This is a genomic window from Siccirubricoccus deserti, assembly GCF_014283215.1.
Taxonomy (GTDB): Bacteria; Pseudomonadota; Alphaproteobacteria; order Acetobacterales; family Acetobacteraceae; genus Siccirubricoccus; species Siccirubricoccus deserti.
On record NZ_JACOMF010000002.1, the window covers coordinates 24,404 to 51,354 of the forward strand.

General features: G+C 70.5%; 28 protein-coding genes. 19 read left to right on the plus strand and 9 right to left on the minus strand.

Annotated features, from left to right (window positions below; genetic code table 11):
• Positions 1-34 precede the first annotated feature (34 nt).
• From phnE (H7965_RS01780) to H7965_RS01820, 9 genes are all read left to right on the plus strand, one after another.
• On the plus strand, positions 35-889 hold the full coding sequence (gene phnE / locus H7965_RS01780; RefSeq protein WP_229682387.1) for a phosphonate ABC transporter, permease protein PhnE: 855 nt from the start codon (positions 35-37) through the stop codon (positions 887-889).
• On the plus strand, positions 886-1,755 hold the full coding sequence (gene phnE / locus H7965_RS01785; protein WP_186768820.1) for a phosphonate ABC transporter, permease protein PhnE: 870 nt from the start codon (positions 886-888) through the stop codon (positions 1,753-1,755). Before phnE (H7965_RS01780) ends, phnE (H7965_RS01785) begins: the two co-directional genes overlap by 4 nt.
• Positions 1,756-1,824: 69 nt before the next feature.
• Positions 1,825-2,799 (plus strand): Bug family tripartite tricarboxylate transporter substrate binding protein, encoded by a 975-nt coding sequence (locus tag H7965_RS01790; protein WP_186768821.1) that lies wholly within the window; start codon positions 1,825-1,827, stop codon positions 2,797-2,799.
• Positions 2,800-3,062: 263 nt separating this feature from the next.
• The gene (locus H7965_RS01795; RefSeq protein ID WP_186768822.1) at positions 3,063-3,329 is read left to right on the plus strand and encodes a twin-arginine translocase TatA/TatE family subunit; all 267 of its coding nucleotides are present in this window, start codon (positions 3,063-3,065) and stop codon (positions 3,327-3,329) included.
• A 7-nt stretch (positions 3,330-3,336) separates the two neighbouring features.
• Positions 3,337-3,987: a methylthioribulose 1-phosphate dehydratase gene (locus tag H7965_RS01800; protein ID WP_390624545.1), complete on the plus strand. Its 651-nt coding sequence runs from the start codon at positions 3,337-3,339 to the stop codon at positions 3,985-3,987.
• Entirely contained in the window at positions 3,984-4,523 is a 540-nt protein-coding gene (locus H7965_RS01805; protein WP_186768823.1) for a 1,2-dihydroxy-3-keto-5-methylthiopentene dioxygenase, read from the plus strand. Before H7965_RS01800 ends, H7965_RS01805 begins: the two co-directional genes overlap by 4 nt.
• 6 nt (positions 4,524-4,529) lie before the next feature.
• Entirely contained in the window at positions 4,530-5,213 is a 684-nt protein-coding gene (mtnC, locus tag H7965_RS01810) for an acireductone synthase (protein ID WP_186768824.1), read from the plus strand.
• 197 nt (positions 5,214-5,410) lie between these two features.
• A complete protein-coding gene (corA, locus tag H7965_RS01815; protein WP_186768825.1) occupies positions 5,411-6,397 on the plus strand; it encodes a magnesium/cobalt transporter CorA in 987 nt (328 codons plus the stop codon).
• Positions 6,388-7,086 (plus strand): hypothetical protein, encoded by a 699-nt coding sequence (locus H7965_RS01820; RefSeq protein ID WP_186768826.1) that lies wholly within the window; start codon positions 6,388-6,390, stop codon positions 7,084-7,086. The genes corA and H7965_RS01820 overlap by 10 nt, the downstream gene beginning before the upstream one ends.
• Positions 7,087-7,264: 178 nt before the next feature.
• Here the strand turns inward: H7965_RS01820 and rho are convergent, their stop codons facing one another.
• The 5 genes from rho to hemH all read right to left on the minus strand — a co-directional run bounded on the left by rho (position 7,265) and on the right by hemH (position 11,622).
• A complete protein-coding gene (rho, locus tag H7965_RS01825) occupies positions 7,265-8,539 on the minus strand; it encodes a transcription termination factor Rho (RefSeq protein WP_186768827.1) in 1,275 nt (424 codons plus the stop codon).
• Positions 8,540-8,865: 326 nt separating this feature from the next.
• Positions 8,866-9,318: a protoporphyrinogen oxidase HemJ gene (gene hemJ / locus H7965_RS01830; protein WP_229682388.1), complete on the minus strand. Its 453-nt coding sequence runs from the start codon at positions 9,316-9,318 to the stop codon at positions 8,866-8,868.
• Positions 9,315-9,899, minus strand: coding sequence for an MORN repeat-containing protein (locus H7965_RS01835; protein ID WP_186768829.1), 585 nt, complete (start codon positions 9,897-9,899; stop codon positions 9,315-9,317). Before H7965_RS01835 ends, hemJ begins: the two co-directional genes overlap by 4 nt.
• Entirely contained in the window at positions 9,896-10,558 is a 663-nt protein-coding gene (locus H7965_RS01840; RefSeq protein WP_229682389.1) for an HAD family hydrolase, read from the minus strand. The genes H7965_RS01835 and H7965_RS01840 overlap by 4 nt, the downstream gene beginning before the upstream one ends.
• Complete coding sequence (gene hemH / locus H7965_RS01845) at positions 10,555-11,622, minus strand: ferrochelatase (protein ID WP_186768831.1); 1,068 nt, start codon at positions 11,620-11,622, stop codon at positions 10,555-10,557. Before hemH ends, H7965_RS01840 begins: the two co-directional genes overlap by 4 nt.
• A gap of 222 nt (positions 11,623-11,844) precedes the next feature.
• On the opposite strand from hemH, the gene H7965_RS01850 reads away from it, so the two are divergent.
• From H7965_RS01850 to H7965_RS01865, 4 genes are read left to right on the plus strand one after another with little or no spacing between them, the layout of a single operon-like run.
• Positions 11,845-12,336: a winged helix-turn-helix transcriptional regulator gene (locus H7965_RS01850; protein WP_186768832.1), complete on the plus strand. Its 492-nt coding sequence runs from the start codon at positions 11,845-11,847 to the stop codon at positions 12,334-12,336.
• Positions 12,326-13,696, plus strand: a complete 1,371-nt coding sequence (locus H7965_RS01855; RefSeq protein WP_186768833.1) for an MATE family efflux transporter — start codon at positions 12,326-12,328, stop codon at positions 13,694-13,696. The genes H7965_RS01850 and H7965_RS01855 overlap by 11 nt, the downstream gene beginning before the upstream one ends.
• Before the next feature lie 49 nt (positions 13,697-13,745).
• Positions 13,746-14,852 carry a 2OG-Fe(II) oxygenase gene (locus H7965_RS01860; protein ID WP_186768834.1) on the plus strand — a complete coding sequence of 369 codons (1,107 nt, stop codon included), beginning with the start codon at positions 13,746-13,748 and terminating at the stop codon, positions 14,850-14,852.
• Between the two features lie 33 nt (positions 14,853-14,885).
• On the plus strand, positions 14,886-15,809 hold the full coding sequence (locus tag H7965_RS01865; RefSeq protein WP_186768835.1) for a 3-hydroxyacyl-CoA dehydrogenase NAD-binding domain-containing protein: 924 nt from the start codon (positions 14,886-14,888) through the stop codon (positions 15,807-15,809).
• A gap of 269 nt (positions 15,810-16,078) precedes the next feature.
• On the opposite strand, the gene H7965_RS01870 is transcribed toward H7965_RS01865, so the two are convergent.
• Positions 16,079-16,327 carry a hypothetical protein gene (locus H7965_RS01870; protein WP_186768836.1) on the minus strand — a complete coding sequence of 83 codons (249 nt, stop codon included), beginning with the start codon at positions 16,325-16,327 and terminating at the stop codon, positions 16,079-16,081.
• Positions 16,328-16,367: 40 nt separating this feature from the next.
• On the opposite strand from H7965_RS01870, the gene glpK reads away from it, so the two are divergent.
• The 4 genes from glpK to H7965_RS01890 all read left to right on the plus strand — a co-directional run bounded on the left by glpK (position 16,368) and on the right by H7965_RS01890 (position 21,036).
• A complete protein-coding gene (gene glpK, locus H7965_RS01875) occupies positions 16,368-17,909 on the plus strand; it encodes a glycerol kinase GlpK (RefSeq protein WP_186768837.1) in 1,542 nt (513 codons plus the stop codon).
• Between the two features lie 97 nt (positions 17,910-18,006).
• Complete coding sequence (locus tag H7965_RS01880) at positions 18,007-19,383, plus strand: acyclic terpene utilization AtuA family protein (protein WP_186768838.1); 1,377 nt, start codon at positions 18,007-18,009, stop codon at positions 19,381-19,383.
• Positions 19,380-19,724, plus strand: a complete 345-nt coding sequence (locus tag H7965_RS01885) for an AtuA-related protein (RefSeq protein ID WP_186768839.1) — start codon at positions 19,380-19,382, stop codon at positions 19,722-19,724. Before H7965_RS01880 ends, H7965_RS01885 begins: the two co-directional genes overlap by 4 nt.
• 34 nt (positions 19,725-19,758) lie before the next feature.
• On the plus strand, positions 19,759-21,036 hold the full coding sequence (locus H7965_RS01890; protein ID WP_186768840.1) for a family 1 glycosylhydrolase: 1,278 nt from the start codon (positions 19,759-19,761) through the stop codon (positions 21,034-21,036).
• On the opposite strand, the gene H7965_RS01895 is transcribed toward H7965_RS01890, so the two are convergent.
• On the minus strand, positions 21,008-21,955 hold the full coding sequence (locus H7965_RS01895; RefSeq protein WP_186768841.1) for an SMP-30/gluconolactonase/LRE family protein: 948 nt from the start codon (positions 21,953-21,955) through the stop codon (positions 21,008-21,010). The genes H7965_RS01890 and H7965_RS01895 overlap by 29 nt on opposite strands.
• 156 nt (positions 21,956-22,111) lie before the next feature.
• Positions 22,112-23,062: an SMP-30/gluconolactonase/LRE family protein gene (locus tag H7965_RS01900; protein WP_315898675.1), complete on the minus strand. Its 951-nt coding sequence runs from the start codon at positions 23,060-23,062 to the stop codon at positions 22,112-22,114.
• Positions 23,063-23,190: 128 nt separating this feature from the next.
• On the opposite strand from H7965_RS01900, the gene H7965_RS01905 reads away from it, so the two are divergent.
• Together H7965_RS01905 and H7965_RS01910 are read left to right on the plus strand one after the other, a co-directional pair.
• A complete protein-coding gene (locus tag H7965_RS01905) occupies positions 23,191-24,858 on the plus strand; it encodes an acyl-CoA dehydrogenase family protein (RefSeq protein WP_186768843.1) in 1,668 nt (555 codons plus the stop codon).
• Complete coding sequence (locus tag H7965_RS01910) at positions 24,855-25,613, plus strand: 2-keto-4-pentenoate hydratase (RefSeq protein ID WP_186768844.1); 759 nt, start codon at positions 24,855-24,857, stop codon at positions 25,611-25,613. The genes H7965_RS01905 and H7965_RS01910 overlap by 4 nt, the downstream gene beginning before the upstream one ends.
• 67 nt (positions 25,614-25,680) lie before the next feature.
• On the opposite strand, the gene H7965_RS01915 is transcribed toward H7965_RS01910, so the two are convergent.
• A complete protein-coding gene (locus H7965_RS01915) occupies positions 25,681-26,913 on the minus strand; it encodes an ABC transporter substrate-binding protein (RefSeq protein ID WP_186768845.1) in 1,233 nt (410 codons plus the stop codon).
• Between the last annotated feature and the right edge of the window lie 38 nt (positions 26,914-26,951).

Here is a 26,951-nt window from a genome sequence, read left to right on the forward strand (position 1 = left end):
CGCTCCCCTGCTGCCCCGCCTGCCGGGGAGGCAATTGGCCCCGCTGCTGGTTGCGGTGGAGGAGGCGCGGCGGCAGGACCGCCTGCGCCATCTCTGCGCCACCGTGGTGCTGCTGGCCCTGGCGCTACTCAGCGGCTGGGTTGCGCAGGTCCAGCCGGAGACACTCTGGACGCATGGCGGCCGCTTCTTCGGCTATTTCGACCGGCTGCTGACCCTGGAGGCCGGCGCCCATGCCGGCCAGCGGGTCTGGATGGATCCGGCGGAATGGCTATGGGGGCTGCAGCACTGGCTGGCGCTGCTCGGCGACACGCTGCTGATGGCCTATGTCGGCACCGTGCTCGGCGCCGCCGGTGGCTTCCTGCTCGGCCTGCTCTCCGCCGCCAATATCACCCGCGGTGCGGCGCTGCGCTGGGTGGTGAAGCGGGTGCTGGAGTTCTGTCGGACGGTGCCGGAGATCGTCTTCGCCCTCGTCTTCGTCATCGCCTTCGGCCTTGGCCCGCTGCCTGGGGTGCTGGCCATCGCGCTCCACACCATCGGCGCGCTGGGCAAGCAGCTTACCGAGATCGTCGAGAACATCGACCTGAAGCCGGTGGAAGGTGCGGTCGCCGCCGGCGCTGGCTGGTCAGCCATGGCCCGCTTCGCGGTGGTGCCACAGGTGCTGCCCGGCTTCACCGGCTATGCGCTGCTGCGGTTTGAGGTGAATCTCCGCGGCGCTGCGGTGCTGGGCTTCGTCGGCGCCGGCGGCATCGGCCAGGAGCTGATCGAGGCGATCCGGAAGTTCTATTACAACGATGTCGCGGCGTTGCTGCTGCTCATCATCCTCAGCGTCATGGTCATCGACACCGCGACCGGCGCGCTCCGCCGCCGCCTGCTGGAGGGCCGCGCATGACCCCGCTCCGCGCCGCGGCGCTGGACCGGCTGCCGGCGCTGCGCGACAGCCACCCGGCGGTGTTCCGGCAGGTGACGACGTCCCGCGCCACGGTGCTGGGTGTGGTGCTGTGCGGCACGCTGCTGCTGGCCTTCGGCATCTGGCGCCTCGACATCGAGCCGGCACGGCTGGCCACCGGCTTCGGCCGGATGCTGCATTTCCTGGCGCTGATGCTGCCGCCCGACCCGGGCTCGGCGGCCAATCTGGCGGGCATCCTGCGGGCGCTGGCGGAGACGCTGGCGATCGCCTTCCTCGGCACCTTCGGCGCGGCGCTGATCGCCCTGCCGGTCAGCTTCCTTGCCGCCCGCAACGCCACCCTGCACGGGCTGGTACGCTTCGCCGCGCGCCGGGTGCTGGACGGCATCCGCGGCGTCGACGCGCTGATCTGGGCGCTGATCTGGGTCGGCATCGTCGGCCTCGGCCCCTTTGCGGGCGTGCTGGCCATTCTCACCTCCGACATCGGCACCTTCGGCAAGGTCTTCTCCGAGGCGATCGAGGCGGCCGACCGCAAGCCGCAGGAAGGGGTGGTGGCGGCCGGCGGCGGCGGGCTCACCCGGCTGCGCTTCGGCGTGCTGCCGGAGGTGTTGCCGGTGCTGGCCGGGCAGGTGCTGTATTTCTTCGAATCCAATGTCCGCTCCTCCACCATCATCGGCATCGTCGGCGCCGGCGGCATCGGGCTGCAACTGGCGGAGATGATCCGGACCCTGGAATGGCCGGTGGTCTCCTTCATCATCCTGCTGATCCTTGCGATGGTGGCGGTGATCGATCTGGTTTCCGGCCGGCTGCGGCGGCAGCTGATGGGCAGGCGCGGGCGGCTCGACGGCTAAGGCGGGAGGCGTTACCTCCCGGCGATCGGCGTGCTGCCAGCGCACCGCCCCCGCCGGAGACCCCTGCTTATGCGCCTCGCCCGCCGCGCCCTGCTCGCCGCCCCTATCCTGCTTGCCCTGCCGGCTCAGGGGCAGGCCCAGCCCGCCTGGCCAGACCGGCCGCTGCGGCTGATCGTGCCCTTCCCGGCCGGCTCCACCCCCGACATCGCCGGCCGCGCGGTGGCGACGCATCTGGGTCAGGTGCTCGGCCAGCCCTGCGTGGTGGAGAACAAGGCCGGCGCCGGCGGCAACATCGGCACCGATGCGGTCGCCAAGGCGACCGACGGCCACACCATCGGGGTCTCGATCAACGGCCCGCTCAGCACCGCCCCGGCGCTGTTCCCCAACCTGCCCTACGACCCGGCACGCGACCTGGCGCCGGTTTCGCTGCTGCTGCGCGGGGCGCAGATCCTGGTCATCCACCCGGATGTGCCGGCGCCGGATTTCGCCGGCTTCGTCGCCCATGCGAAGGCCAATCCGGGCAAGCTCGCCTTCGGCTCGGTCGGCTCCGGCTCCGGCAGCCATCTGGCGATGGTCGACATCATGGCGCGAAGCGGGCTGGACCTGCTGCACGTGCCCTATCGCGGCTTCCCGCCGGCGGTGCTGGACCTGATGGCGGGACGGATCCAGGCGCTGGTGCTGATCAGTGCCGGCATCCTGCCGCAGATCCGCGAGGGCAGGGTGCGGGCGCTGGCGGTGACGGCGGAGGCGCGGCTGCCGCAGGCGCCCGACGTCCCGACCCTGGCCGAGGTCGGGCTGGCGGATGCCGCGAGCTATGCCTGGAACGGGCTGATTGCCCCGGCCAGCATGCCGGCGGAGCGGGTGGCCCGACTGGCGACGGAGACGCAGCGCGCCCTCGCCGTGCCGCAGACCAGGGCGGCGCTGGAGGCGGCGGGGTTCGAGGTGGTGGGCAGCAGCCCGGCGGAGTTCGCCAGCTTCATCGCCGCCGAGGCAGTGCGCTGGGGCGGGCTGATCGCGCGGTTGGGAATCAGGGCGGAGACCTAGGCGGCCCGCTTCGGAAGGCACGGCGCCATCACACCCGGCTCAGTGCCCGAATCATACTTATGCGGACCGTTCCGGCATTCGGGAGTATTGGCAACGGTCGGCAAGGCTGTCCGTGCGCGCCGGATTCCGCGACCGCCCCTGTTGCTTCGACGTCCTCGCGAGACCATCTCCCTGTTTGCGCCATAGGGGCCGGCACACTACTGTCCAGCCCGGCACAGCACCGCCGCGCGCGGTGACACACACGGTTTCATCGGGGCGTCACAATGGGTTCCTTCAGCATCTGGCACTGGGTCGTCGTGCTGCTCGTGGTCCTGCTGCTGTTCGGCAGCGGCAAGATCAGCGGGCTGATGGGCGACCTCGCCACCGGCATCAAGTCCTTCAAGAAGAACATGAAGGAAGACGAGCCGGATGCGTCGCTGGCCGAAAGCGCGCCGCCCGCGGCAACGCCGCCCGGCGGCAGCATCCAGGGCCCCGGCGCTACCCAGGCGGCGTCGCAGCCGCACGCGACCACCAGCCGCCCGGCCGCCTGAGCCGCCCATGTCCGGCGCGCTGGGCTGGGTCCGGCCCGGTGCCGGTGCGGATGGAATGAGCCTCGCCACCGCCGCGATCATCGCGGCGGGACGGCGCATGGATCGTCATGGCTGGGTACCGGCCACCGCCGGGAACCTCTCCGTCCGGCTCTCGCCTGGCCTGATCGCCATCACCCGCTCTGGCGGCCACAAGGGTCTGCTGGAGCCGGAGGACGTGATCCAGGTCGACCTGGACGGTGCGCCGCAGCGGCAGGGTGACCGTCCCTCCGCCGAAACCGGCCTGCATTGCGGCATCTATCGGCATTTCCCCGAAGCCGGAGCGGTGCTGCATGGCCATTCGGTGGCGGTCACCGTGCTGTCGCGCCTCGGCGGCGATGCCATCCGGCTCAGCGGCTACGAGCTGCTGAAGGCCTTCCCCGGCCTGCCGACACATGACGCCACCATCACCCTGCCGGTGTTCGACAACGACCAGGACATACCCCGCCTGCAGGCCGCGGTCGGGGAGCGCTGGCGGCAGGCCGAGGCGGTGGTGCCCGGCTACCTGATCCGTGGCCATGGCATTTATGTCTGGGGCGCCGACATGCCGGCCGCGCTGATGCGACTGGAAGCGCTGGAATTCATGCTGGCGTGCGAAATGGAGCAACGGAGGATCGCATGACAAGCCGTCTGACCGTGTGGGAGGCCGCGAGCGGCCGGGAAATCCTGCGCACCGAGGACCCCACCGCCATTGCCCAGGCGCTGGCCCCGATCGGCGTGCGCTTCGAGCGCTGGGAAGGCGTGGCGGTGCCCGATGGCGCCGACAACGACGCCATCCTGGCCGCCTACCGCCCCTGGCTGGACAAGCTGATGGGCGAGATCGGCGCCGGCTCGGCCGATGTCGTCAGCCTGACGCCCGACCACCCGCAGGCTGCGGCGATGCGCGAGAAATTCCTCAACGAGCATACCCACTCGGAGGATGAGGTGCGCTTCTTCGTCCGCGGCAGCGGCGATTTCGTCCTGCATGTCGATGGCAAGGTGTGGGATGCGCATTGCGTCCAGGGCGACCTGCTGAGCGTGCCGGCCGGCACCCGCCACTGGTTCGACGCCGGAGAGAAGCCGTATTTCACCGCGCTCAGGGTCTTCACCGACCCGGCCGGCTGGGTGGCTGAGTTCACCGGCACGGACATGGCGCAGCGCTTCCCAGTCGCGGCCTAGGTGGCCATGCCGAAGGCGGTGCTGCTCGACATCGAGGGCACGACCACCAGCATCGCCTTCGTCAAGGACCGGCTCTTTCCCTTCGCCGCCGAGGCGCTGGACGGCTTCCTGGCGACGCATGGCGACGCGCCGGCGGTGCGGGAGATCCTCGCCGAGGTGCAGCGTGCCGCGCCGGCCGAGTCGCCGGCGGAGACGCTCCGTGGCTGGATGGCGGCGGATGCCAAGGTGACGCCGCTGAAGGCGTTGCAGGGGCTGATCTGGCACCAGGGCTACGCCGACGGCAGGCTGAAGGGGCATCTCTGGCCCGATGTGGCGGCCTGCCTGCGGGCCTGGGCGGCCGGCGGGGTGCGGCTGGCGATCTATTCCTCCGGCTCGGTTGAGGCACAGCGTGACCTGTTCGGCCATTCCGAAGCCGGAGACCTGACCCCGCTGCTCGCCGGCTTTTTCGACACCCGCATCGGCGCCAAGCGGGAGGCGGCCAGCTACGCGGCCATCGCCGCGGCGCTGCAGCAGCCCCCGGGCGAGATCCTCTTCCTCTCGGATGTGGCGGAGGAGCTGGATGCGGCGCGCGAGGCCGGGCTGCTGACCTGCCAGCTGGTCCGGCCGGCGGATGGCACGCGCCCGGCCGGCCGGCACCCCGAGGCGGCGGCGTTCCCGGAGGTCGCGGCACGGTTCGGGCTGCCGCGGTAGCGGCCCGGGCATCGCACCGCGCCACGCGCATCGCGGCATCCATCCTGTCGATCCGGCAGGGCTGTGGCCCCTGGGACGCGATGGCGCGGGCAAAACATTTCCTGACGTTGCGTGGCCGCCGATTCATGCCTCGGGTGTTTCCACCTGGGGCGATCGCAGGTTAGAAGCCGGACACGCCGTCCGGCCGGGAGACGTGCATGCTCACGACCTACACCATCGAGACCGGCCACCTCGTGGTGCGGGAAGGTGCGCAGGATACCGAGGCGCTGCGCCGCGCCGTCTGGATCGACCTGCTGACCCCGACCCCGGAGGAGGAGCAGCAGGTCCAGAACGCGCTCCGGCTCGAGATCCCGACCCGGGAAGAGATGCAGGAGATCGAAAGCTCCTCCCGCCTCTACAAGGAAGACGATACGCTGTTCCTGACCGCGCCCTTCCTCTACGGCGTGGATGGGGGAGAGCTGGGCTCCACCGCCATCACCTTCGTGCTCGGCAACAGCCAGCTGGTGACGGTTCGCTACGCCACGCCCAAGGCCTTCGCGGTGTTCAGCGCCCGCTGCCAGCGCACGCCGGCGATGCTGCTGGGCACCGCCGATGGGGTGATGCTGCACCTGTTCGAGCAGGTGGTGGACCGGCTGGCCGACATCCTTGAGCGCGTCGGGGCCGACATGGACCGCGCCAGCCAGGCCGCCTTCCGCACCGCCCGCGCCAAGGTGAAGGCAACCACCAAGGACGCCGACCTGAAGGGCGCGCTGATCACCCTCGGCCAGGTCGGGGAGGTGACGACGCGGGCGAATGAGACGCTGCTCGGCCTGTCGCGTATCCTGACCTTCGTCGGCGCCGAGAAGGCGACGGCGGTGCGGCGGGAGAACCAGGCGCTGATCAAGTCGCTGGTGCGCGACGTGCGGTCGCTGGTGGAGCACGCGAACTTCCTGAACAGCAAGGCGAATTTCCTGCTGGATGCGGTGCTCGGCATCATCAACGTCGAGCAGAACGCGATCATCAAGACCTTCACCGTGGCCAGCGTGGCGCTGATGCCGCCGACCCTGGTCGCCAGCATCTACGGGATGAATTTCCGGGTGATGCCTGAGTTGCAGTGGGAGTTCGGCTACCCGATGGCGCTGGGGGTGATGGTGGTCTCGGCGGTGCTGCCGATCTTCTATTTCAAGCGGAAGGGATGGCTCTAGGCCGCGCCGCCACCGCGGCCGGCGCGGCGCTGCTGGCGCTGGGGCTGGCAGGAGCTGCCCGGGCGCATGGCGGCTGCCCGTCGGCGGAGCCGCGCCTGCGGCTTTCCGTGGTGGACCCGGAGCCTGTGGTGGGCCATGAGCTGGGGATCGACGCGCTGCATGGCGAGACCGGCCAGCCACGTAGCGAGACGCTGCACCACCTTGGCCTAACCACCTCCCGCGTCGAGTGGCAGAGCGAGATCGAGACGCGCTACCGCAACACCGCCGGCGGGGTCTGCGCGGTGCCGGCGCGAGTGACGCTGACCCTGGTGCAGACCGAGCACCTGCTGCGCATCGCCCGCGAGCTGCCGGAGGGCAGCTGCCTGTACCGCGAGGTGCTGGCGCATGAGCGAAGGCATGTGGCGGTGAACCGGCGGACCCTGCGGGCGGCGGCGGAGCGGGCGCGCGGCGCGGCCGAGGCCTGGGCGGCGCGGGCGGAGGGCCGCGGGGCGACGCTGGAGGAGGCGATGGCATCGCTGCAGCAGGGGCTGCGGCGGGCGCTGGAGCCTTCGCTGGCCGGCATGCGAAAAGCCCGGGAGGCAGGGCACCGGGGCATCGACACCGCGGCGGAGTACCAGCGGTTGGCGCGGGTTTGCCCGGCCGACCAGCGGTTGTTGAGAGAGGGGCTGCGGGCGGCGGCGACAGGGTGACGCGGCCGGTGCAGATCTGATCGCTTCCGGGCGAGCCTTAAGTCAACCAGCCGGTTCCATGACCCACTCGAGCGTATTTCTGCGCGCCGCACCCGGTGGTGCGAAGCCAAGGCTCACGGATGCGGGCCGCCCGGCTTTGAGGCGGCCCTGAACCTGGCAAGGTTCAGGGCCGCTGATATCAGGTATTCATCGCGTCGAAGAAATCCTGGTTGGTCTTGCTGTACTTCAGCTTGTCCAGCAGGAATTCCATCGCATCCTGCGTGCCCATCGGGTTCAGGATCCGCCGCAGCACCCACATCTTCGCCAGGGTCGGCCGATCCACCAGCAGCTCTTCCTTGCGGGTGCCGCTCTTGGTGATGTCGATCGCCGGGAAGGTGCGCTTGTCGGACAGCTTGCGGTCAAGGATGACCTCGGAGTTACCCGTGCCCTTGAACTCCTCGAAGATCACCTCGTCCATGCGCGATCCGGTGTCGATCAGCGCGGTCGCGATGATGGTCAGGGAGCCGCCTTCCTCGATATTGCGCGCCGCGCCGAAGAAGCGCTTCGGCCGCTGCAGGGCGTTGGCGTCCACGCCGCCGGTCAGCACCTTGCCGCTGCTCGGCACCACGCTGTTGTAGGCGCGGCCGAGCCGGGTGATGGAATCCAGCAGGATCACCACGTCGCGCTTGTGCTCGACCAGGCGCTTGGCCTTCTCCAGCACCATCTCCGTCACCTGCACGTGCCGCGTCGCCGGCTCGTCGAAGGTGGAGGCCACCACCTCGCCGCGCACGGTGCGGGCCATGTCGGTGACTTCCTCGGGCCGTTCGTCGATCAGCAGCACCATCAGGAAGACATCGGGGTGGTTGGCGGTGATCGACTTGGCGATGTTCTGCAGCATCACCGTCTTGCCGGTGCGCGGCGGCGCCACGATCAGCGCCCGCTGGCCCATGCCGATCGGCGCGATCAGGTCGATGACCCGGTGGGTGTAGTCCTTGGTTGGCCCCTTGCCGACCGCCTCCGCCTCGGCGTTTTCCATGTGCAGGCGGCGGTTGGGATAGAGCGGGGTGAGGTTGTCGAAGTTGATCCGGTGGCGCAGCGCCTCCGGCGGCTCGAAGTTGATGGCGTTGACCTTCAGCAGCGCGAAGTAGCGCTCGCCATCCTTCGGCGCGCGGATCTGGCCCTCGACCGTATCGCCGGTGCGCAGGCCGAACCGCCGCACCTGGGCGGGGCTGATGTAGATGTCGTCGGGCCCGGGCAGGAAGTTCGCCTGCGGGCTGCGCAGGAAGCCAAAGCCGTCCGAGAGGATCTCGAGCGTGCCCTCGCCGTAGATCGCCTGGTCGTTGTCGGCGAGCTGTTTCAGGATCGCGAACATCATGTCCTGCTTGCGCAGCGAGGACGCGTTCTCGATCTGCAACTCCTCGGCGAAGGAGAGCAGGTCCGCGGGGGTCTTGGCCTTGAGTTCGGAAAGATGCATGGCGCAGTGCGTCCGGATGCGAGGGGACGGGACCGTCCCAAGTGAAACCGGGCCAGTGAAGCCGGGGGCCGCGCGGCAGGCCGCGGGATGACCCCGGCCGGTCCGCCGGTGCCGAGAACACGACCGCCATCCGAATCATTCGGAGAGGGTCGGGGCCTTCGGCCGGCGAATGTCCCGAGGAGGAGGAGGGAGGTAGGGATCGCGCGGTGCGTGACGCCGGCTGGCCCAGGAAGCGTTGCGACCCTAGGGATCGCCCCGCCAATCGTCAACTGGCTATCCGCGGGGGCGGAGTCAATGATTTTCTGAAGAGGGGCCAGGCCCCGCTGTCAGAACGGCTTCACGATCACCATGATGACGATCACGATCATCAGCAGGGTCGGCACCTCGTTCATCGCCCGCCAGTAACGCTCGGAATGCCGCCGGTCCTCCTGCGCCAGCGCCTTGCGGCTCGCGCTCAGATGGTGGTGCACGCCGGTCATTGCCACCACGCTGAGCAGCTTGGTGTGCCACCAGCCGGCCCGCCAATCGACCACACCCGGGGTCAGCACCAGGGTGATGCCCAGCAGCCAGACCAGGATCATCGCCGGGTTCATGATAGCCCGCAGCAGCCGCCGCTCCATCCCCTGCAGCATCTCCGCCTGGGGGGAGCCGGCCGGGGCGCGGTAGTGGTTCACGAACAGCCGGGGCAGGTAAAGCATCCCGGCCATCCAGGCGATGACCGAGATCAGGTGCAGCGCCTTTACCCAGGGGTAGGCGGGCGCCAGGGCATCCAGCGTCACGTATCCTCGCCCTGGCAGCTGCTGGCCGGGCGGGTGAAGGCGATCCAGCGGCCCTGCAGCTCCAGGCAGCCGTTCTGCCATTCGCCTTCGAACACCTGGCCGCGCAGGGTCAGCCTGCCCTGGCCCTGCGGCTGGCCGGCCCGCATTCCGCCTTCGTACACCAAGCCGATCCGGCTCATCTCCAGCCGCCCCTTGGCCAGGTGGTCGTTGCGGTACTCGCCCTCCTCGATGGCGATGACCTGGCCGGCCTCCCGCGTGGTCAGCCGGCCCGGGCCTTCCGCCTTGCCGCGAATCAGCGTGCCTTCGTATTCCATCGACCGATCCTTGCCGCCGACCCGCCAGCGAATGTCGGAGCGGCCGGTGCCCTCGGCCGGGCCTTCCGGACAGGTGCCGGACCAGCGGGCGGTGACCTCCGAGGCGCCGGCCTCGATCCCGCCGACCCAGACCCAGCAGCCGCCGGCGCCATCCGTCGCCCAGCCGGATCTGCCACCAGGCACCACGCGCTCCGCCGCCGGGGGCTCGCCGGCCGCCGCCAGCAGCAGCAGCGCACCCGCCAGCCCAAGCCCGCGCCAAGCCCTCATGCCTTGTCCTCCCTCAGCCCCAGCAGCCCGGGCAATTCCGCCATCCGCGTGAAGGTCCGGGCGCCGACTGCCGCCAGCACCCGCGCATCCGTCTCCCGCGCGAAGCCCAGCACCCGGCAGCCGGCGGCGATGCCAGCGCGGGCGCCGAGCAGGCTATCCTCCACCACCACGCAATCGCCCGGGGCGGCGCCGCAGGCGGCGGCGGCGGCCAGATAGATGTCGGGCGCCGGCTTCGGCCGTGCCACATCCTCGAAGCTGAAGACCCGTGGGCCGAAGATCGCGGTCATTCCCAGCCGGGCCAGCTTCACCCGCAGCTCCGCCGCGGTGGAGTTGGAGGCGACCGCCACCGGCACCCCGGCGGCCACCACCGCCGCCAGCGCCGCCGGCGCGCCGGGGATCGGCTCCAGCATCTCCTCGACCATCCGGCCGATGCGGTCGGCGACGTCGCGGACCCAGCCCGCCGGCAGCGGCCCGACCCGGGCCTCGATCACCGGCAGCATGGTGGTGATCGACATGCCGAGGAACAGCTCCTGGCATTCCGCCGAGGAGATGCGCCAGCCGCGCACGGTCAATTCCTCGGCGACGACGCGGCTGGCGAGGCCCTCGCTGTCGGCCAGCACGCCGTCGCAGTCGAACAGCACGGCTTTGGGAAGGGTCACGCCGGCTCCTTCGCCCCGGCCCGTAGCTTGCCGTGCGGACAGCCGCCGAAGGGTTTCGGGCATTGCCGGGCGCCGGCGAAGCTGCGCAGCGCCCGGCCGCCGGACCGCGCCTGCAGCACCAGATCGCGCAGCGCGGCGATGAAGCCGGCATCGCTGTTCAGCGCCGGCACCCGGAAATAGGCTGGCACGCCCAGCTTCTCGGCCTCCGCCCGGTATTCCACGTCCAGCTCCACCAGTGTCTCGGAATGCTCGGAGACAAAGGCGATGGGGCAGACCAGCACCGCCGCCTTGTCCGCGGCGGCGCGCTTCAGCTCCTGCTCGATGCTTGGGCCGAGCCATTTCTGCGGAGTGACGCGGGACTGGTAGCAGATGGCGTGGTCCAGCTCGCCGAGCCGCGCCATCACCGCGGCCACGGTTCTCTCCACCTGCCACTGATAGGGGTCGCCCTGGCGGACGAAGGTCTCAGGCAGGCCGTGGGCAGAGAACAGGATGCGCAGCGGCACCGCCGCCGGCAGCTTCGCCCGCGCCTCGGCATGGGCGGTGCGCAGCAGGGCCGCAGTCGCCTCGGCGAAGCCCGGGTCGGAGTGGTAGCAGCAGAGGGTGGTGGTCGGTACCGCCAGCCCGGCCCGCTGTGCGGCCGCCGTCCAGGCGGCGATGCTGCTGCCGGTGGTGGTGGTGGAGTACTGCGGGTAGAGCGGCAGCAGCAGCACCGAATCCGGTGCCCAGGCCGCGACCTCCCGCGCCGTGGCGTCGCTCATCGGGTGCCAGTAGCGCATGGCGATGAAGCAGCGGTATTCGGCATCGGCGCCGGCCAGCGCCGCCTGCAGTGCCGCCGCCTGCGCCTGGGTCAGTTCCAGCAGCGGGGAGCGGCCGCCGAGCACGGCGTAGTTCTCGGTGGCGGTCGGTGTGCGCCGGCGGGCGATGAAGCGGCCGAGCCAGGACCGGATGAAGCCCGGCACGCGCAGGATGGCAGGGTCGGTGAAGAGATTTTCCAGGAAGGGGCGAATGCTTTCGGCCCGGTCTGGCCCGCCGAGGTTGAAGAGCACCACCGCAACCCGCTGCATTCCTGCTCCTCTGCCCTCGGGCACCGATCGTGCAGATGCACCTGCGCCCTGGGTTTTCAAGCGCCAGGCGCCGCATGTCCCAGGGGTCTAGACCGGATCGGGGCTGGCCGGAACCGGCCGGACGGTAAATCCGGCGCCGGGCCGGCCGCTGGCCCCTTGCGGAATGCTTGCACAACGCAAGCTGGAATGCTTGCATATCGCAAGCTGTGCCAGGAAGACCCCATGGGCCGGATCGACTTCACCCGCATGCGCTGCCCCGTTGCTCGCTCCATGGCCGTGCTCGGCGAGCGCTGGGCCATGCTGGTGCTGCGGGAGTGCTTCTATGGCACGACCCGCTTCGACGAGTTCGAGCGCAACCTCGGCATTGCCCCCAACATCCTCTCGGCCCGGCTGCGCGACCTGACCGGCCATGGGTTGCTGGAGCGCGTTCCGCTCTCCGACGGCGCCCGCCACGAATACCGCCTGACCGAGAAGGGCCGCGACTTCTTCCCCGCCTATCTGGCGCTGAAGGCCTGGGCCGACCGCTGGATGACCGGGCCGGAGGGCCCGCCGGTGGTACTGGAGGAATCCGCCACCGGCCAGCCCGTGGTGGCCCGGCCGGTGCTCTCCGCCGCCGGCACCCCGCTTCGGCCCGAGGAGGTGCGGGTGTTGCCCGGCCCCGGCGCCGGCGAGGCCCTCCGTGCCCGCTTCGGGGAGACCGACCGTGGTCGATAGCCTCGCCGCTCCCGGGGCGGCCCCTGGGGCGATCGCCGCCCCCACCGGCTGGGGCGTGCTGCTGCGCCGGGTTCTGGCGCTGGCGGCGCCGACCACCCTTGTCGCGGTGATACAGTCGCTCTGCCAACTGGTGGAGCCGGTGCTGGCCGCCCGCCAGGGCACCGCCGCCCTGGCCGGCTGGGCGGTGGTGCTGCCCTTTGCCCTGCTGCTGCAGCAGATGTCGACCGGCGCCATGGGCGGCGGGGTGGTCTCGGCCATCGCCAGGGCGCTGGGCGCCGGCAGGCGAGAGGAAGCCTCGGCGCTGGTGCTGCATGCGGTGGTCATCGCCCTCGGCTTCGGGCTGGTGTTCAGCGTGGTGCTGGCCGGGTTTCCGCACGCTATCCTCGGGCTGATCGGCGGGCCGGATGCGGCGGCGGGGGCGGCGGCCTATTGCGCCTGGCTGTTCGGCGCCGGGGCGATCCCGGCCTGGCTGGCGAACACCCTCGCCTCCGTGCTGCGCGGCGGTGGGCGGCATGCGCTGGCGTCGCGCGTGCTGCTGCTGGCCTGGATCGGCTATCCGCCGCTGGCCTGGGCGCTGATGGAGCCGGCCGGCCTCGGCCTGGCCGGCGCCGGCATCGCCTTCGCCGTGATGATGACGGCGGCGACCGTCGGCATGGCGGTGGTGGTGCTGCGCGGCGGCGCCGGCTTCGTGCCGACCCTCCGGGTGCGGCTGCAGGCGGCGCTGTTCCGGCGGATCCTCTCGGTCGGGCTGATCGCCTGTGTCATGGCGACCATCGCCAACCTCACCACCATCCTGGTCACCGCCGCCATCGCCCGGCATGGCGCCGCGGCGGTCGCCGCCTATGGCGTCTCGGCGCGGCTGGAATTCCTGATGGTGCCGCTGGCCTTCGGCGTCGGCTCGGCGCTGACCGCACTGGTCGGCCGGGCGGTCGGGGCCGGGGATTGGGGCACGGCGCGCCGCATCGCCTGGACCGGCGGGCTGCTGGCACTGGGGGTCACCACCAGTGTCGGGCTGGTCGTCTCGGTCTTCCCGGCGGCCACCGCTGCGGTCTTTGCCAGCGACCCCGCAGTCGCCGGCATCGCTACGCGGGCGATCGCCATCATCGGCCCGGCCCTGCCGGGGTTCGGTATCGGCATGGCGCTGTACTTCGCCTCCATGGGCGCCGGCCGGATGCGCTGGCCGGCGGTGGCAGCCTGCGCCCGAATCACCATCGCGGTTGGCGGTGGCTGGCTGCTGTCGGACGGGCTCGGCTGGGGGCTGGAGGGGCAATTCCTGGCCGTCGCCCTCGGCATCTCCGCCTATGGGCTGATCACAGCTGCGTCGGTTCGCCCCTCCGTATGGTCTGCGTCGTGGAAATGAAAACCAATAGTACATAAGAACGATGTGCCGCAGTTACAGGACCTAAACCATGTCCGATGCCCCTCGAAAGCCGCCACGCCTGCTGCCGGGCGATCCGGCGCCCTGGTTCCATGCCGCCGTGGCTGGTAACCCGCGCTACAATTTCGCCTCGACCGCGGGGCGGTACGTGCTGCTGGTCTTCCTCGGCCCGGCCAGCAACTCCGCCTCGGCCGCTGCCGCCGCGGCGTTGCAGGCAGCGCAGGCCGAGGGGCTGCTGGACGATGAGCACGCGACCGCCTTCGCCGTCAGCGCCGACCCCGCCGACACGATCCAGGATGCGAGGCCGGGCCTGCGCGTGCTGCTCGACCGCGACCTGGCGGTCAGCCGGCGGTATGGCGCGGCAATGCCGGAGGCGGAGGCGCGGGGCGTGCGCTACCTGCCGCAGGTGATACTGCTGGACCCGCTGCTGCGGGTGATGGAGGTGGCCGGGCTGGACCAGCTGCCGGCGCTGCTCGCCCGGCTACGCGACCTGCCGCCGCCCGGGCTGCATGCCGGGCAGGAAACCCCCGCCCCGGTGCTGCTGCTGCCGCGAGTGCTGGAGCCGGAGCTCTGCGCCCGGCTGGTCGCAACCTACGAGGCCAAGGGTGGCACCGAGAGCGGCTTCATGGTGGAGCGCGATGGCAAGACCATCGGTGTCCACGACCCCTTCGCCAAGCGCCGCCGCGATTGCGAGATCACCGACGAGACGTTGCAGGCGGCGCTGCGCAGCCGCATCGTGCGCCGGCTGGCGCCGGAAATGCGTAAGGCCTTCCAGTTCAACCCGACCCGGATCGAGCGCTATATCGTCGCCTGCTACGATGCCAACGAGGGCGGGCATTTTCGCGCCCACCGCGACAACACCACTTCCGGCACCGCGCACCGCCGCTTCGCCGTCACCATCAACCTCAACGATGACTTCGAGGGCGGCGAGCTGTGGTTCCCGGAATTCGGCCCGCGCCGCTACCGGCCGCCGGTGGGCGGCGCGGTGGTCTTCTCCTGCTCCCTGCTACATGAGGCAACGCCGGTGACGCGCGGCATTCGCTATGCCACCCTGCCCTTCCTCTACGACGATGCCGCGGCGGCGGTGCGCGAAGCGGGTCGGGCGAGCCTCGTGGCCGGAAGGACGTCGGCAGCGTAAACTCTCTCCCCTTTGCACGGGAGATAGAGACGCATGGCGACCACACCGCAGCCGCATGCTGCGATCATCGGCTTCGGCCTCATGGGCTGCGACATCGCCGCCATCTTCCTGGCCGGCGGCTGGCGGGTGACGGCAGTGGAGCCGGCGCGGGCGGCCTGGCCGGCGCGCTTCGACCGCGTCGCCCTTTCGCTCTCCCAGCTTGGTGCCGAGCCGGCGCGGCAGTCCGGGCTGGCGCTGGTCGAGAGCCTTGGGGATGTCGGCTTCTCCGATGTGGCGGTGGTGGTAGAGGCGGTGCCGGAGCAGCTCGACCTCAAGCGGGCGGTCTTCGCCGAACTCGATCGCCTCGTGCCGCCGGAGGTGCCGGTGGCCAGCAACGCCTCCGGCTTCCGCATCACCGACATCAGCGAGGGCTGCGCCACGCGGTCCCGCATGGCGAACCTGCATTTCTTCCTGCCGGCGCATCTGGTCCCCGGCGTCGAGGTGGTGCGCGGCGAGCACACCGACCCGGCGGTCTGCGAACGGCTGGCGGAGATCATGGAAAGCCTCGGCCGGGTCGCCATCCGGGTGGCGCGGGACGTGCCGGGCTTCCTCGCCAATCGCATCCAGCACGCCATGGTGCGGGAGGCGTTCAACGCCATCGACGAGGGGCTGGCGAGCCCCGAGGATGTCGACAAGGCGGTGCGCTTCACCTTCGGCATGCGCATCCTGGGCGCAGGGCCGATTCTGCAGAAGGAGCTGGCGGGGCTGGAGACGCAGCTGGCCGCCGCGGCGACGATCTATCCCTCCCTCACCAACCGTACGACGCCGAGCCCGGCGCTGGCGGCGCTGGTCGAAGCCGGCAAGCTGGGCGCCAAGACCGGCGAAGGCTTCTGGCAATGGACGCCGGAGCAGGTGGCGGAGGCACGGGCACGCTACGAGAAGCTGCTGCTGGCTGCCGCGGCGCTGCTGCGCGCGTAACGGCAAGCGGCAGCGGCGGAACCGCGCCGGGCACACGGCGTCTTCCGGATGCAAGTCAGCGGTGCGGGAGACGGCAATGGGCGGCGGCATGATTCCATGGCTGTTGGCGACGGGTCTTTGCGCCGCCGCGGCACTCGGCCTCCGGCAATACGGCGCGGTGGCGGTGCCGGCCGCACGTCGGCGCCGGCGCCGCTGACCGCATTCAGCCGCGCGGAAGCTCCTGTTCCACCAAGGTGGTGAAGGAGCTGGCGCCGACCGGCAGGGCGTCGTCATTGAAATCGCAGGGGAGGGTGCAGCGGCACCTCGCCCTTGCCGGCGTCCTTCTGGCCGATCTTCGCGAAGCAGCCGGGGTGTTGCGGCAGCATAAAGGAGAAATCCCCGGCACCCATGATCGGCGGCCGGCTGCGCAGAATCGTGTCCTCGCGCGGATGCTGCCGCCAGGCGGTCATCTCAGCGCTGAGTTCGGCGATGCAGTCGAGGAGGGGCCTGCGGCGCTCCTGCGGGGTGGGACCGTGCAAGCCCTCGCCGCCGGACTTGTCGAGGGGTTAGGCTCCCGGCATGGAACCGCTGCTGCTCGCCCTCGACCAGGGCACCACCTCGACCCGCGCCATCCTGTTCGGACCGGCGCTGGCGCCGCGTGCCACCGCCAGCCAGGAGCTGCCGCAGCATTTCCCCGCCCCCGGCTGGGTGGAGCATGAGCCGGAGGATATCTGGCAGGGCGCGCTTGCCACCCTGCGCGCGGCGCTGGCCCAGGGCGGCGCGGCGGCGCGGGACCTCGCCGGCATCGGCATCACCAACCAGCGGGAGACGGTGGTGCTGTGGGAACGCGCCAGCGGCCGCCCGGTGCACCGCGCCATCGTCTGGCAGGATCGCCGCACTACCGCCGCCTGTGCCGCGCTGCGCGAATCAGGGCAGGAAGCGCTGATCACCCGCCGCACCGGGCTGCTGGCCGACCCCTATTTCTCCGCCACCAAGCTGGCCTGGCTGCTGGACCATGTGTCCGGCGCCCGCGCCCAGGCGGAGCGCGGGGAGCTGGCCTTCGGCACCGTGGACAGCTTCCTGCTCTGGCGGCTGACCGGCGGGCGGGTGCATGCGACGGATGCGACCAACGCCGCCCGCACCCTGCTGTTCGACATCACCCGCGGCGCATGGGACGACGACCTGCTCCGCCTGTTCGGCATCCCCCGTGCCATCCTGCCGGAGGTGCGCGACTGCGCCGCCGAATTCGGCACCACCACCCCGGAGATCCTCGGCGCCCCGGTGCCGATCCGTGGTATCGCCGGCGACCAGCAGGCGGCGACCATGGGCCAGGCCTGCTTCGCCCCGGGCATGCTGAAATCCACCTATGGCACCGGCTGCTTCGCCCTGCTGAACACCGGGGCGACGCCGGTCTTCTCCCGCCACCGGCTGCTGACCACCATCGCCTGGCAGCTCGGCGGCGCACGAACCTATGCGCTGGAAGGGGCGATCTTCGTTGCCGGCGCCACGGTGCAATGGCTGCGCGACGGGCTCGGCCTGATCGGCACGGCGGCCGAGACCGGGATGCTGGCGCAGCAGGCCGACCCGGCGCAGGCAGTATATCTGGTGCCGGGCTTCGTCGGCCTCGGCGCACCCTGGTGGGATGCCGAGGCGCGCGGCGCGATCTTCGGCCTGACCCGCAACACCGGCAGGGCGGAGCTGGCCCGCGCGGCGCTGGAAAGCGTCGCTTTCCAGACCCGTGACCTGCTGGATGCCATGGCAGCCGATATCGCCGGCGAGGTTGGTGTGGCGGCTTCGGGCACCGGCGACACCATGGTGCTGCGGGTCGATGGCGGCATGGTCGCCAGCGATTGGACGATGCAGTTCCTCGCCGATGTGCTCGGTGCGCCGGTGGACCGGCCAACGGTGATGGAGACGACCGCGCTCGGCGCCGCCTGGCTGGCCGGGTTGCAGGCCGGGATCTTCCCGCCGCCGGGCGGCGCGGGCGATGTCCCGCGGGCCTTCGGCGCGACGCACTGGCGCCTCGAACGCCGCTTCCTGCCGCAGATGGCGCGGGAGGAGGCGGCGCGGCGCCATGCCGGCTGGCTGGATGCGGTGCGGCGCACCCGGAGCGGCGGGTGATCCGGCCTTCGGCGCCGCTTGCCCTAGGCCTGATCGGCTTCGATGATGCGGATGCGGCGCTGCTCGGGGCCTCACGGCGCGCCGCGGAGGGAATGACATGAGCTTTCTCGTCGGCAATGGCGGCGGGTTTTCCGGCGACCGGGTGGATGCGCCGATTCCAGTGGTGCGCAGCCTGGTCGCGCGCGGCCTGCCCGCCGCGCTGTTCTTCGAGACCCTCGGCGAGCGCACCGTGGCGCTGGCCCAGCTCGAGCGCCGGCGCGACCCGGAACTGGGCTATGAGCCGATGCTGGAGCGGCTGCTGGAGCCGATCCTGGCGGATTGCTTCCGCCATCGTATCCCGATCCTCGGCAATTTCGGCGCCGCCAATCCGCCGGCGGCGGCGCGGCTGGTGGCCCGGCTGGCGCTGCGGCTCGGCCTGCCCGAGCTGAAGATCGCCACCATCTCGGGCGATGACGTCAGCACCAGCATCGCCCTGGACCAGTTGCCGGTGCATGAGGCGGATGACAGCATCGACACGAAATCCGCTCGCCTCGTCGCCGCCAACGCCTATATCGGCGCCGAGCCGCTGGTGGATGCGCTGCGCCAGGGCGCCGATGTGGTGGTTGCCGGCCGCACTTCCGACCCCGCGCTGGCCATCGCGCCGCTGGTGCACCATTTCGGCTGGGCCTTCGACGATTGGCAGCGTCTGGCGGTGGGTGCGGCCTGCGGGCACCTGCTGGAATGCGGCAGCCAGGTCACCGGCGGCGTTTTCTGGGACCCCGGCTTCAAGGACATCCCGGACCCCGCCAACATCGGCTTCCCCATCGCCGAGGTGACGGCCGAAGGCGGCCTCATCATCACCAAGCCCGAGGACACCGGCGGCATCGTCGACCTGCGCACGGTGAAGGAGCAGCTGCTCTACGAACTGCACGACCCCGCGCGCTACATCACCCCCGATGTGGTGCTCGACATCAGCGGCTGCACGGTGGAGCAGGTGGGCAAGGACCGGGTCGTGGTGCGCGGCCTGGCGGGCCATCCGCGCCCGGAGACGCTGAAGGTGACAGCCTGCTTCGAGGGTACCTGGCTGGGTGAGGGTGAGGTCTCGGTCGCCGGCCCCAATGCCCTGGCACGGGCCAGGGCCACCGCCGATGTGCTGCTGCAACGGCTGAAGCTGCGCGCGCTGCCGGTGCGGCCGCGTGTCGACCTCATTGGCATCGCCAGCGTGCTCGACAGCGACGATGGCGCCCTGTGGCGCGGCTACAACGGGCCGGAGCCGCCGGAGGTGCGCATCCGCCTGGCGGTGGAGGGCGCCGACCGCGATGCGGTGGACCAGGCGGCGCGGGAGGTGCTGGCGCTGCTGTGCTGCGGTACCGCCGGCACCGGCGGCGCCCGCTGGCGGCTGACGCCGCGCATCCTGACCCGCAGCTACCTGGTGCTGCGGGAGAGGGTGCCGACCGGGGTGAAGGTGCGGACAGCGGCGGAGATGGTGGCATGAGCGAGACGGTGGAATTGCCGCTGCATGCGGTGGCGCACAGCCGGGCCGGGGACAAGGGCAACCGCAGCAACATGTCCCTCATCCCCTACGACCCGGCGCTCTATCCGCTGCTGGCCGAGCAGGTGACGGAGGCGCGGGTGCTGGCGCTGTTCGCGCATCGCGGCGCCACCCGCTGCACCCGCTATGCGCTGCCGCTGCTGCATGCTTTCAATTTCGTGGTGGATGACGTGCTGGAAGGTGGGGTGAACGGCAGCCTCAACCTCGACGGCCACGGCAAGACCCACTCCTTCCGCCTGCTGTCGCTGACGGTGCGGGTGCCAGGGGAACTTGCGCCGCGATGAACGGAAGCGGCGGCTGCGCGTTGCGGCCGCTGTCATGACCTATTTCCTGTTCGCCACGGGCATCGAGAACAGCAATCCCACGATCGAGGGCGGCCGCATCCGCCGCGACCAGATGGAGGAGTGCAACCACTACGCCCGTTGGCGGGAGGATCTGGCGCTGGTCGCCGAGACCGGCTGCAATTTCCTCCGCATCGGCCCGCCGTTGCACCGCACCTTTCTCGGCCCCGGCCGGTATGACTGGGAGTATGCCGATCAGGTCTTCCCCGAGCTCTGCCGGCTGAAGATCATCCCGATCGTCGACCTTTGCCATTTCGGCGTGCCGGACTGGATCGGCGACTTCCAGAACCCGGACTTCCCCGCGCTCTTCGCCGACTACGCCCGCGCCTTCGCGCGGCGCTATCCCTGGGTTCAGCTCTACACGCCGGTGAACGAGATGTTCATCACCGCCGTGTTCAGCGCGCGGTACGGCTGGTGGAACGAGCAGCTCAGCAGCGACCGCAGCTTTGTCACCGCGCTCAAGCACGTCGTGCGGGCGAATGTGCTGGCGATGAAGGCGATCCTCGAGGTCCGGCCGGACGCGCTCTTCATCCAGAGCGAATCCTCGGAATACTTCCACGCCGACTGCCCAGGCGCCATCGGCCCAGCCGAGGTGAAGAATGCCGAACGCTTCCTCTCGCTCGACCTCAATTACGGCCGGCGCGTCGACAGTGGGATGTACGACTACCTGCGCGACAATGGCATGACGCGGGAAGAGTACCAGTTCTTCCTCGACCACCAGCTGAAGCGCTGGTGCATCATGGGCAACGACTACTACGTGACCAATGAGCACCTGGTCTCGGCCGATGGCCAGACCCGTTGGGCGGGGGAGGTGTTCGGCTACGCCACCATCACCCGGCAGTACTACGACCGCTACCGCCTGCCGGTGATGCACACCGAGACCAACCTGAAGGAAGGCCCGGATGGCGACGAGGCGGTGCGCTGGCTGTGGAAGCAATGGGCCAATGTGCTGCGGGTGCGCAACGACGGCGTGCCGATCGTCGGCTTCACCTGGTACTCCCTGGTCGATCAGGTGGATTGGGACACCGCACTGCGCGATCGGAACGGCCGGGCCAATCCGCTTGGCCTCTATGACCTCGACCGCAAGCCGCGCCGCGTCGGCCTCGCCTACCGCAAGCTGATCTCCGACTGGCGCGACGTCCTGCCGGCACAGAGCCTGTGCCTGCAGGTGCCGGTGCGGATGCTGACCGAGCGCGATGGCTGGCCAGCGGGGGAAGGGCGCGACCCTACCCCCCCGCGACCCCCTGTGTATTGACGTAGAGCGCGTACAGCGACTGCGCCGCGGACATGAACAGCCGGTTGCGGTTGCGGCCGCCGAAGGCGAGGTTGGCGCAGCGCTCCGGCAAATGGATGTGGCCGATATAGGCGCCGCTGCTGTTGATGACCCGCACGCCATCCAGTTCCGGCGTCATGCCCCAGCCGCACCAGAGGTTGCCGTCGACATCGACGCGGAAGCCGTCCGGCGTCTCGTTCGGCCGGCATTCGACGAAGACCCGGCGCTTCGCCAGCTTCGTCCCGCCAACCACGTCGAAGGCCAGGATGTTGCGCGGGTCGCTGCGGCTCTCGATGACGTAGAGGATGCTTTCGTCCGGGCTGAAGGCCAACCCGTTGGGGTGGTTCACGTCGTCGGCGACGCAGGTGATCGCGCCGCTCTGGCCATCGATCCGGTAGACATTGGTGTGCGGCAGCTCCGCCGTGGTCTTGATGCCCTCGTAGAAGGCGTAGGTGCCGAAGGGCGGGTCGGTGAACCAGATGCTGCCGTCGCTTTTCACCACCACGTCGTTCGGGCTGTTCAGCCGCTTGCCCTGGTAGCTGTCCGCCAGCACGGTGATGCTGCCGTCATGTTCGAACCGCACCACGCGCCGGCCCGCATGCTCACAGGCGATGATGCGCCCCTGGCGGTCGCGGGTATGGCCATTGGCGTTGTTGGAAGGCTTCCGCCATTCGGAGACGGCGCCGGTCGTCTCGTCCCATTTCAGCACGCGGTCGTTCGGGATGTCGGACCACAGCAGGCAGCGCAGGTCGCCGAGCCACACCGGCCCCTCGCCCCAGCGCGAGCCATGCCACAGCCGCTCCACCGCCGAGAGCGCCAGATGGTATTTCTTGAACGACGGATCGAGCGCGACGATGGCCGGGTCCGGATAGCGTTCGCTTGGCTGCCAGCGTTCGGTCATGGCGATTCCCCCTGAAGCGGATCGCCGGAAGGCGTGCATCCGCGTTGAACACAACAGGCCGAAGCGGATCGCGGCCCCAACCGGGCTGCGACCCTTCCAGGCCTGCCGGCACCGATCCTGCCGCCGGTGCCGGCATGGCCGCAAGACCGCTCCGGCTCAGCCGCCGGCCACGCCCTGGGTATTCACGTAGATCGCATAGAGCGACTTGCTCGCCGGCATGAACAGCCGGTTGCGGTGACGCCCGCCGAAGGCCAGGTTGGCACAGCGTTCCGGCAACCGGATATGGCCGATCGGCGCGCCATCCTTGTTGAGGATGCGGACGCCGTCCAGCTTCTCCCGCCCCATGCCCCAGCCGCACCAGAGATTGCCGTCGACATCCACCCGGAAGCCGTCCGGCGTCTCGCCTTCCTTGGCCTGGTGGAAGACGCGGTTGTTCGCCAGGCGGCCGGTGGTGCCATCCACGTCGAACACCCGGATCACCCGCGGCGTCGCCGCCGCCTCGACGACGTAGAGCTTCGATTCATCGGGGCTGAAGGCCAGGCCGTTAGGCCTGCCGATGTCGCCGGTCGCCACGGTGATCTGCCCGCTGCGGCCATCGACGCGGTAGATGTTGGTCGGCAGCTCCGGCTGGGCCATCTCGCCCTCGTAGAAGCCGAGCACGCCGAAGGGCGGGTCGGTGAACCAGATGCTGTCGTCGCTCCTCACCACCACGTCGTTCGGGCTGTTGAGCGGCTTGCCGTCGAAGCGGTCGGCGATGACGGTGATGCGCCCGTCATGCTCGGTGCGGGTGACGCGGCGGGTGAGGTGCTCGCAGGTCACCAGCCTGCCCTGGCGGTCGCGGGTATTGCCGTTGCTGTTGTTCGAGGGCTGCCGGAACACCTCCACCCGCCCGGTGCTCTCGCTCCAGCGCAGCATGCGGTTGTTCGGGATGTCGGACCAGATGAGGCAGCGCTGGTCGCCGAACCAGGCCGGCCCCTCGCTCCAGCGCGCCCCGGTCCACAACCGCTCGAGCCCCGCCAGCACCAGGCGGTAGCGGTTGAAGCTCGGGTCCAGCACCTGCACCGCCGGGTCGGGGTAGCGTTCCACGGGCTGCGCCAACGCGGGCATCGCCAGCGGCGCAAGCAGGCCCGCGCCCAGCAGGGCGCGTCGGGTCGAGTGCATTGGCTTTCCTCCCAGTCCGGTGTCCCGGTCCGGCGACGCTAGCATGCGGCCCGCGGCGGTTGCATGCTGCGCCGATGGACACGCTGCCCAACCCGCTCCCCGCCCCCATCGGCGCCGAAGCCGTGCCGGACAGCCAGGGGCTGAATCTCTACCGCGCCGACCCCTGGCTGGCGCCGCTGCTCGGCCTCTACCTGCCCGCCGATCTCCACGCGCATCTTGCACCGCGGCTCGACCGCATGGGCGCGCTGGCCGGCGGGAGGCTGGATGCGTTGGCGGCGGAGGCCGACCGCAACCCGCCGGTGCTGCACCACCGCACCCGCCGCGGCGAGGATGCGCAGCACATCGACTATCACCCCGCCTATCGCGAGATGGAGCGCATTGCCTTCGCCGAATACGGGCTGGCCGCCATGTCGCACCGCGGCGGCGTGCTGGGCTGGCCGGCGCCGATGCTGCCAGCGGCGAAATACGCGCTGACCTATCTGTTCGTGCAGGCGGAATTCGGCCTCTGCTGCCCGCTGTCGATGACTGACAGCCTGGCCCGGACGCTGCGCCGCTTCGGTGATCCGACATTGGTCGCGCGCTACCTGCCGGCGCTGACCGCCACCGACCTCGACACGCTGCGCCAGGGCGCCATGTTCATGACCGAGCAGGGCGCCGGTTCCGACATTGCCGCCACCGCGGTGCAGGCGGTGCCGCAGGATGACGGCAGCTGGGCGCTGACCGGCGACAAATGGTTCTGCAGCAACCCGGATGCCGGCATGGCGCTGGTGCTGGCACGGCGCCAGGGCGGGCCGCCCGGGCTGCGCGGTGTCTCGCTCTTCCTGCTGCCACGGGAGCGGCCGGATGGCACGCTCAACGCGTATCGGATCATCCGGCTGAAGGACAAGCTCGGCACCCGCAGCATGGCCTCCGGTGAGATCCGGCTGGAGGGCGCGACGGCCTTCCTGGTTGGCGCGCCAGAGGCCGGCTTCAAGCAGATGGCGGATATGGTCAATGCTTCCCGCCTGTCGAATGGCATGCGCGCCGCCGGGCTGATGCGCCGTGCGGTGACCGAGGCCGTGTTCATCGCCCGCCACCGCATGGCCTTCGGCCGCCGCCTGGTCGAGATGCCACTGATGCGCCGCCAGCTGCTGAAGCTGGTGCTGCCGATGGAGCAGGCGCGCAGCATGATGTTCCAGGCCGCCGAGGCGATGCGTCGCAGCGATGCCGGCGAGCCCGGCGCCTATGCGCTGCTGCGCATCCTGACGCCGCTGCTGAAATTCCGCGCCTGCCGCGACGCCCGCAAGGTCACCGGAGATGCCATGGAGATACGCGGCGGCTGCGGCTACATCGAGGAATGGGCCGATCCCCGGTTGCTGCGCGACGCCCACCTCGGCAGCATCTGGGAGGGCACCAGCAACATCGTCGCGCTGGACGTGCTGCGCGCGGCGCAGCGGGAGGGCTCGCTGCCAGTGCTACGGGCACATGTCGAAGCGCTGGGTGGCGAGATGGCGCTGTTCGACCGCGCCGCGGCGCTGGTGGAGGCGGCGCAGGGCAATGCCGCCCTGGCCCGCCAGGCGGCCAGCGCGCTGTACCACGTGACCAGCGCCGCGACGATCGCCTGGGAAGCGGCGCGGCTTGGCGATCCCGAGCGCGCGGCGCTCGCCGGCCTCGTCCTCCGCCACCGCGTGCTGCCGCGCGACCCGCTGGCCGCCGAGGATGAGCCGGTGGCGGAGGCGCTGCTGGCGAGGGCGCTGGCATGAGCCTCGTCACCTTGCTGGCGGCGGCGCGGCGTGATGGGCGGCAGGTCGGCTCCCTGCCGCCCGCGCTGGTGCCGGCGGACGCCGATGCCGCCTATGCGGTGGCGCTGGAAGTCGCGGCGCAGCTCGGCTGGGCGCCGCTCGGCTGGAAGATCGCCGCCACCACCGATGTCATGCGCGCCCGGCTGCGCATGGAAGAGCCGATCTTCGGTCGCAGCTTCGCCCGCTTCCTGCGCCAGCCGCCGGCCCGCTTCCGCCATGCCGAGCTGCTCGACCCGATCGTCGAGGCGGAGTTCTTCTGCCGCCTCGGCGCTGATCTGCCGCCGCGGGCGACGCCTTGGACCGAAGCGGAGGTGCTGGCGGCGGTCGATGCCATCCATGCCGGGGTTGAGCTGGCGGAATGCCGCTTCCCCACCGCCGCGCTGCCGCCGCCGGACGCCATCCTCGCCGATGGCAGCGGCAATGGCCATTACGTGCTGGGCCCGGCGATCCCGCGCGATACCGACCTCGCCGCGATGCCGGTGGAGGTCGCGGTGGATGGCGTGGTGCGCCGCCGCGGCAGCGGTGCCGATGTCATGGGCCATCCGCTGCGGGCGCTGACCTGGCTGGCGAACCGGCTGCCGCGCGCCGGCACCCATCTCCGCGCCGGCGAATGGGTCAGCACCGGCACCGCCAGCGGGTTGCTGGTGCCACGCCCTGGCCAGAGGATGACTGTGCGCTTTGGTGCCCTGCCGGGCTTCGACCTCGCCTTCGACTGAGCCGCCGCGCCGGCCGGGTGCATCGGCGGGCGGCGGGGCCTGCCCGCCGCGCCGATGCCGCGCGCCGTCAAGCTCGGGTCAGCGGGCAGGCGCCGTCGCTGAGCGGGCGAAAGGCCTCCTCCGGCGGCGTGGTCTGCAGCAGCTTGTAATAGTCGAACGGCCCACGGCTTTCCTCGGGCTTCTTCACCTCGAAGAGATACGCCGGGTGCATTTTGCGGCCATCGGCGCGGATGGTGCCGGTGCCGAAGGCATCGTCATCCGTCGGCATCGCCTTCATCCGGGCGACTGTCGCCGCGCCGCTGGCCTTGGCGGCCGGGGCCCCCATATCGGCAACGGCCTTGAGGTAATGCAGCACCGCTGAATACTCGCCGGCCTGGATCATGCTCAGAGGCACCTGCCCGACCATGGCCTGGGCACGCCGGGAAAAGGCGCGGGTGCGGTCATTCAGATCCCAGTAGAAGGTTTCGGTGCAGACCAGCCCCTGCGCCGTCTGCAGGCCCAGCGCGTGCACATCCGGCAGGAACATCAGCAGGGAGGCGATCTTCACGCCCCGGCGGGTCAGCCCGAATTCCGCCGCCTGCTTGATGCAGTTCACCGTATCCGTGCCGGCATTGGCGAGACCGATGACCTTGGCGCGTGAGGCCTGGGCCTGCAGCAGGAAAGAGGAGAAGTCCGTCGTGCCGGGAAAGGGTGTTCGGATCGCGCCGAGGACTTGGCCTCCGGCGGCCTGCACGAAGCTCGTGGTGTCGCGTTCCAGCGAATGGCCGAAGGCGTAGTCGGCGGTGATGAAGAACCAGCTGTCGCCGCCGGATTTCACCGTCGCCTGGCCGGTGGATTTCGCCGCCATATAGGTGTCGTAGACCCAGTGCAGCGAATTCGCCGTGCAGGCACGGCCGGTCAGGTCCGAGGTGGCCGGCGAGGTGGCGAGCGCAACCTTGTCCTTCTCGCGCGTCAGCTCGGCGACCGCCAGCGCCACCGAGGAGGCGGCGACATTGACCACGGCATCCACCCCGTCACGGTCATACCATTGCCGGGTGATGTTCATGGCGACGTCGGGGCGGTTCTGGTGGTCGGCGACCAGCACCTCGACCCCGAAGCCACGGGCGGCGAATTCCTGGACCGCCAGGCGGGTGCAGGCCACCGAAATCGGCCCGTTGATATCGCGATAGGGGCCGGACATATCGGTCAGCACGCCGATCTTGATCGTATTGGCAGCCTGAGCGCGTGCCGCATGCCAGGGCAGGCTCGCCGCCGTCGCGGCGACACTTGCCTGGAACAGTGTTCTTCTTTGTATCGTCATATTTTGTTTCCTCCCGTGGCGCCAATGCAGATGTGTTC

Excerpts from the sequence above, each read along its gene's own strand:
- phnE (WP_186768820.1), top strand. The coding sequence starts at position 886 with ATGACCCCGCTCCGCGCCGCGGCGCTGGACCGGCTGCCGGCGCTGCGC.
- H7965_RS01790 (WP_186768821.1), top strand. The coding sequence starts at position 1,825 with ATGCGCCTCGCCCGCCGCGCCCTGCTCGCCGCCCCTATCCTGCTTGCC.
- H7965_RS01795 (WP_186768822.1), top strand. The coding sequence starts at position 3,063 with ATGGGTTCCTTCAGCATCTGGCACTGGGTCGTCGTGCTGCTCGTGGTC.
- H7965_RS01800 (WP_390624545.1), top strand. The coding sequence starts at position 3,337 with ATGTCCGGCGCGCTGGGCTGGGTCCGGCCCGGTGCCGGTGCGGATGGA.
- H7965_RS01805 (WP_186768823.1), top strand. The coding sequence starts at position 3,984 with ATGACAAGCCGTCTGACCGTGTGGGAGGCCGCGAGCGGCCGGGAAATC.
- mtnC (WP_186768824.1), top strand. The coding sequence starts at position 4,530 with ATGCCGAAGGCGGTGCTGCTCGACATCGAGGGCACGACCACCAGCATC.
- corA (WP_186768825.1), top strand. The coding sequence starts at position 5,411 with ATGCTCACGACCTACACCATCGAGACCGGCCACCTCGTGGTGCGGGAA.
- H7965_RS01820 (WP_186768826.1), top strand. The coding sequence starts at position 6,388 with ATGGCTCTAGGCCGCGCCGCCACCGCGGCCGGCGCGGCGCTGCTGGCG.
- rho (WP_186768827.1), bottom strand. The coding sequence starts at position 8,539 with ATGCATCTTTCCGAACTCAAGGCCAAGACCCCCGCGGACCTGCTCTCC.
- H7965_RS01835 (WP_186768829.1), bottom strand. The coding sequence starts at position 9,899 with ATGAGGGCTTGGCGCGGGCTTGGGCTGGCGGGTGCGCTGCTGCTGCTG.
- hemH (WP_186768831.1), bottom strand. The coding sequence starts at position 11,622 with ATGCAGCGGGTTGCGGTGGTGCTCTTCAACCTCGGCGGGCCAGACCGG.
- H7965_RS01850 (WP_186768832.1), top strand. The coding sequence starts at position 11,845 with ATGGGCCGGATCGACTTCACCCGCATGCGCTGCCCCGTTGCTCGCTCC.
- H7965_RS01860 (WP_186768834.1), top strand. The coding sequence starts at position 13,746 with ATGTCCGATGCCCCTCGAAAGCCGCCACGCCTGCTGCCGGGCGATCCG.
- H7965_RS01865 (WP_186768835.1), top strand. The coding sequence starts at position 14,886 with ATGGCGACCACACCGCAGCCGCATGCTGCGATCATCGGCTTCGGCCTC.
- glpK (WP_186768837.1), top strand. The coding sequence starts at position 16,368 with ATGGAACCGCTGCTGCTCGCCCTCGACCAGGGCACCACCTCGACCCGC.
- H7965_RS01880 (WP_186768838.1), top strand. The coding sequence starts at position 18,007 with ATGAGCTTTCTCGTCGGCAATGGCGGCGGGTTTTCCGGCGACCGGGTG.
- H7965_RS01885 (WP_186768839.1), top strand. The coding sequence starts at position 19,380 with ATGAGCGAGACGGTGGAATTGCCGCTGCATGCGGTGGCGCACAGCCGG.
- H7965_RS01890 (WP_186768840.1), top strand. The coding sequence starts at position 19,759 with ATGACCTATTTCCTGTTCGCCACGGGCATCGAGAACAGCAATCCCACG.
- H7965_RS01895 (WP_186768841.1), bottom strand. The coding sequence starts at position 21,955 with ATGACCGAACGCTGGCAGCCAAGCGAACGCTATCCGGACCCGGCCATC.
- H7965_RS01900 (WP_315898675.1), bottom strand. The coding sequence starts at position 23,062 with ATGCCCGCGTTGGCGCAGCCCGTGGAACGCTACCCCGACCCGGCGGTG.
- H7965_RS01905 (WP_186768843.1), top strand. The coding sequence starts at position 23,191 with ATGGACACGCTGCCCAACCCGCTCCCCGCCCCCATCGGCGCCGAAGCC.
- H7965_RS01910 (WP_186768844.1), top strand. The coding sequence starts at position 24,855 with ATGAGCCTCGTCACCTTGCTGGCGGCGGCGCGGCGTGATGGGCGGCAG.
- H7965_RS01915 (WP_186768845.1), bottom strand. The coding sequence starts at position 26,913 with ATGACGATACAAAGAAGAACACTGTTCCAGGCAAGTGTCGCCGCGACG.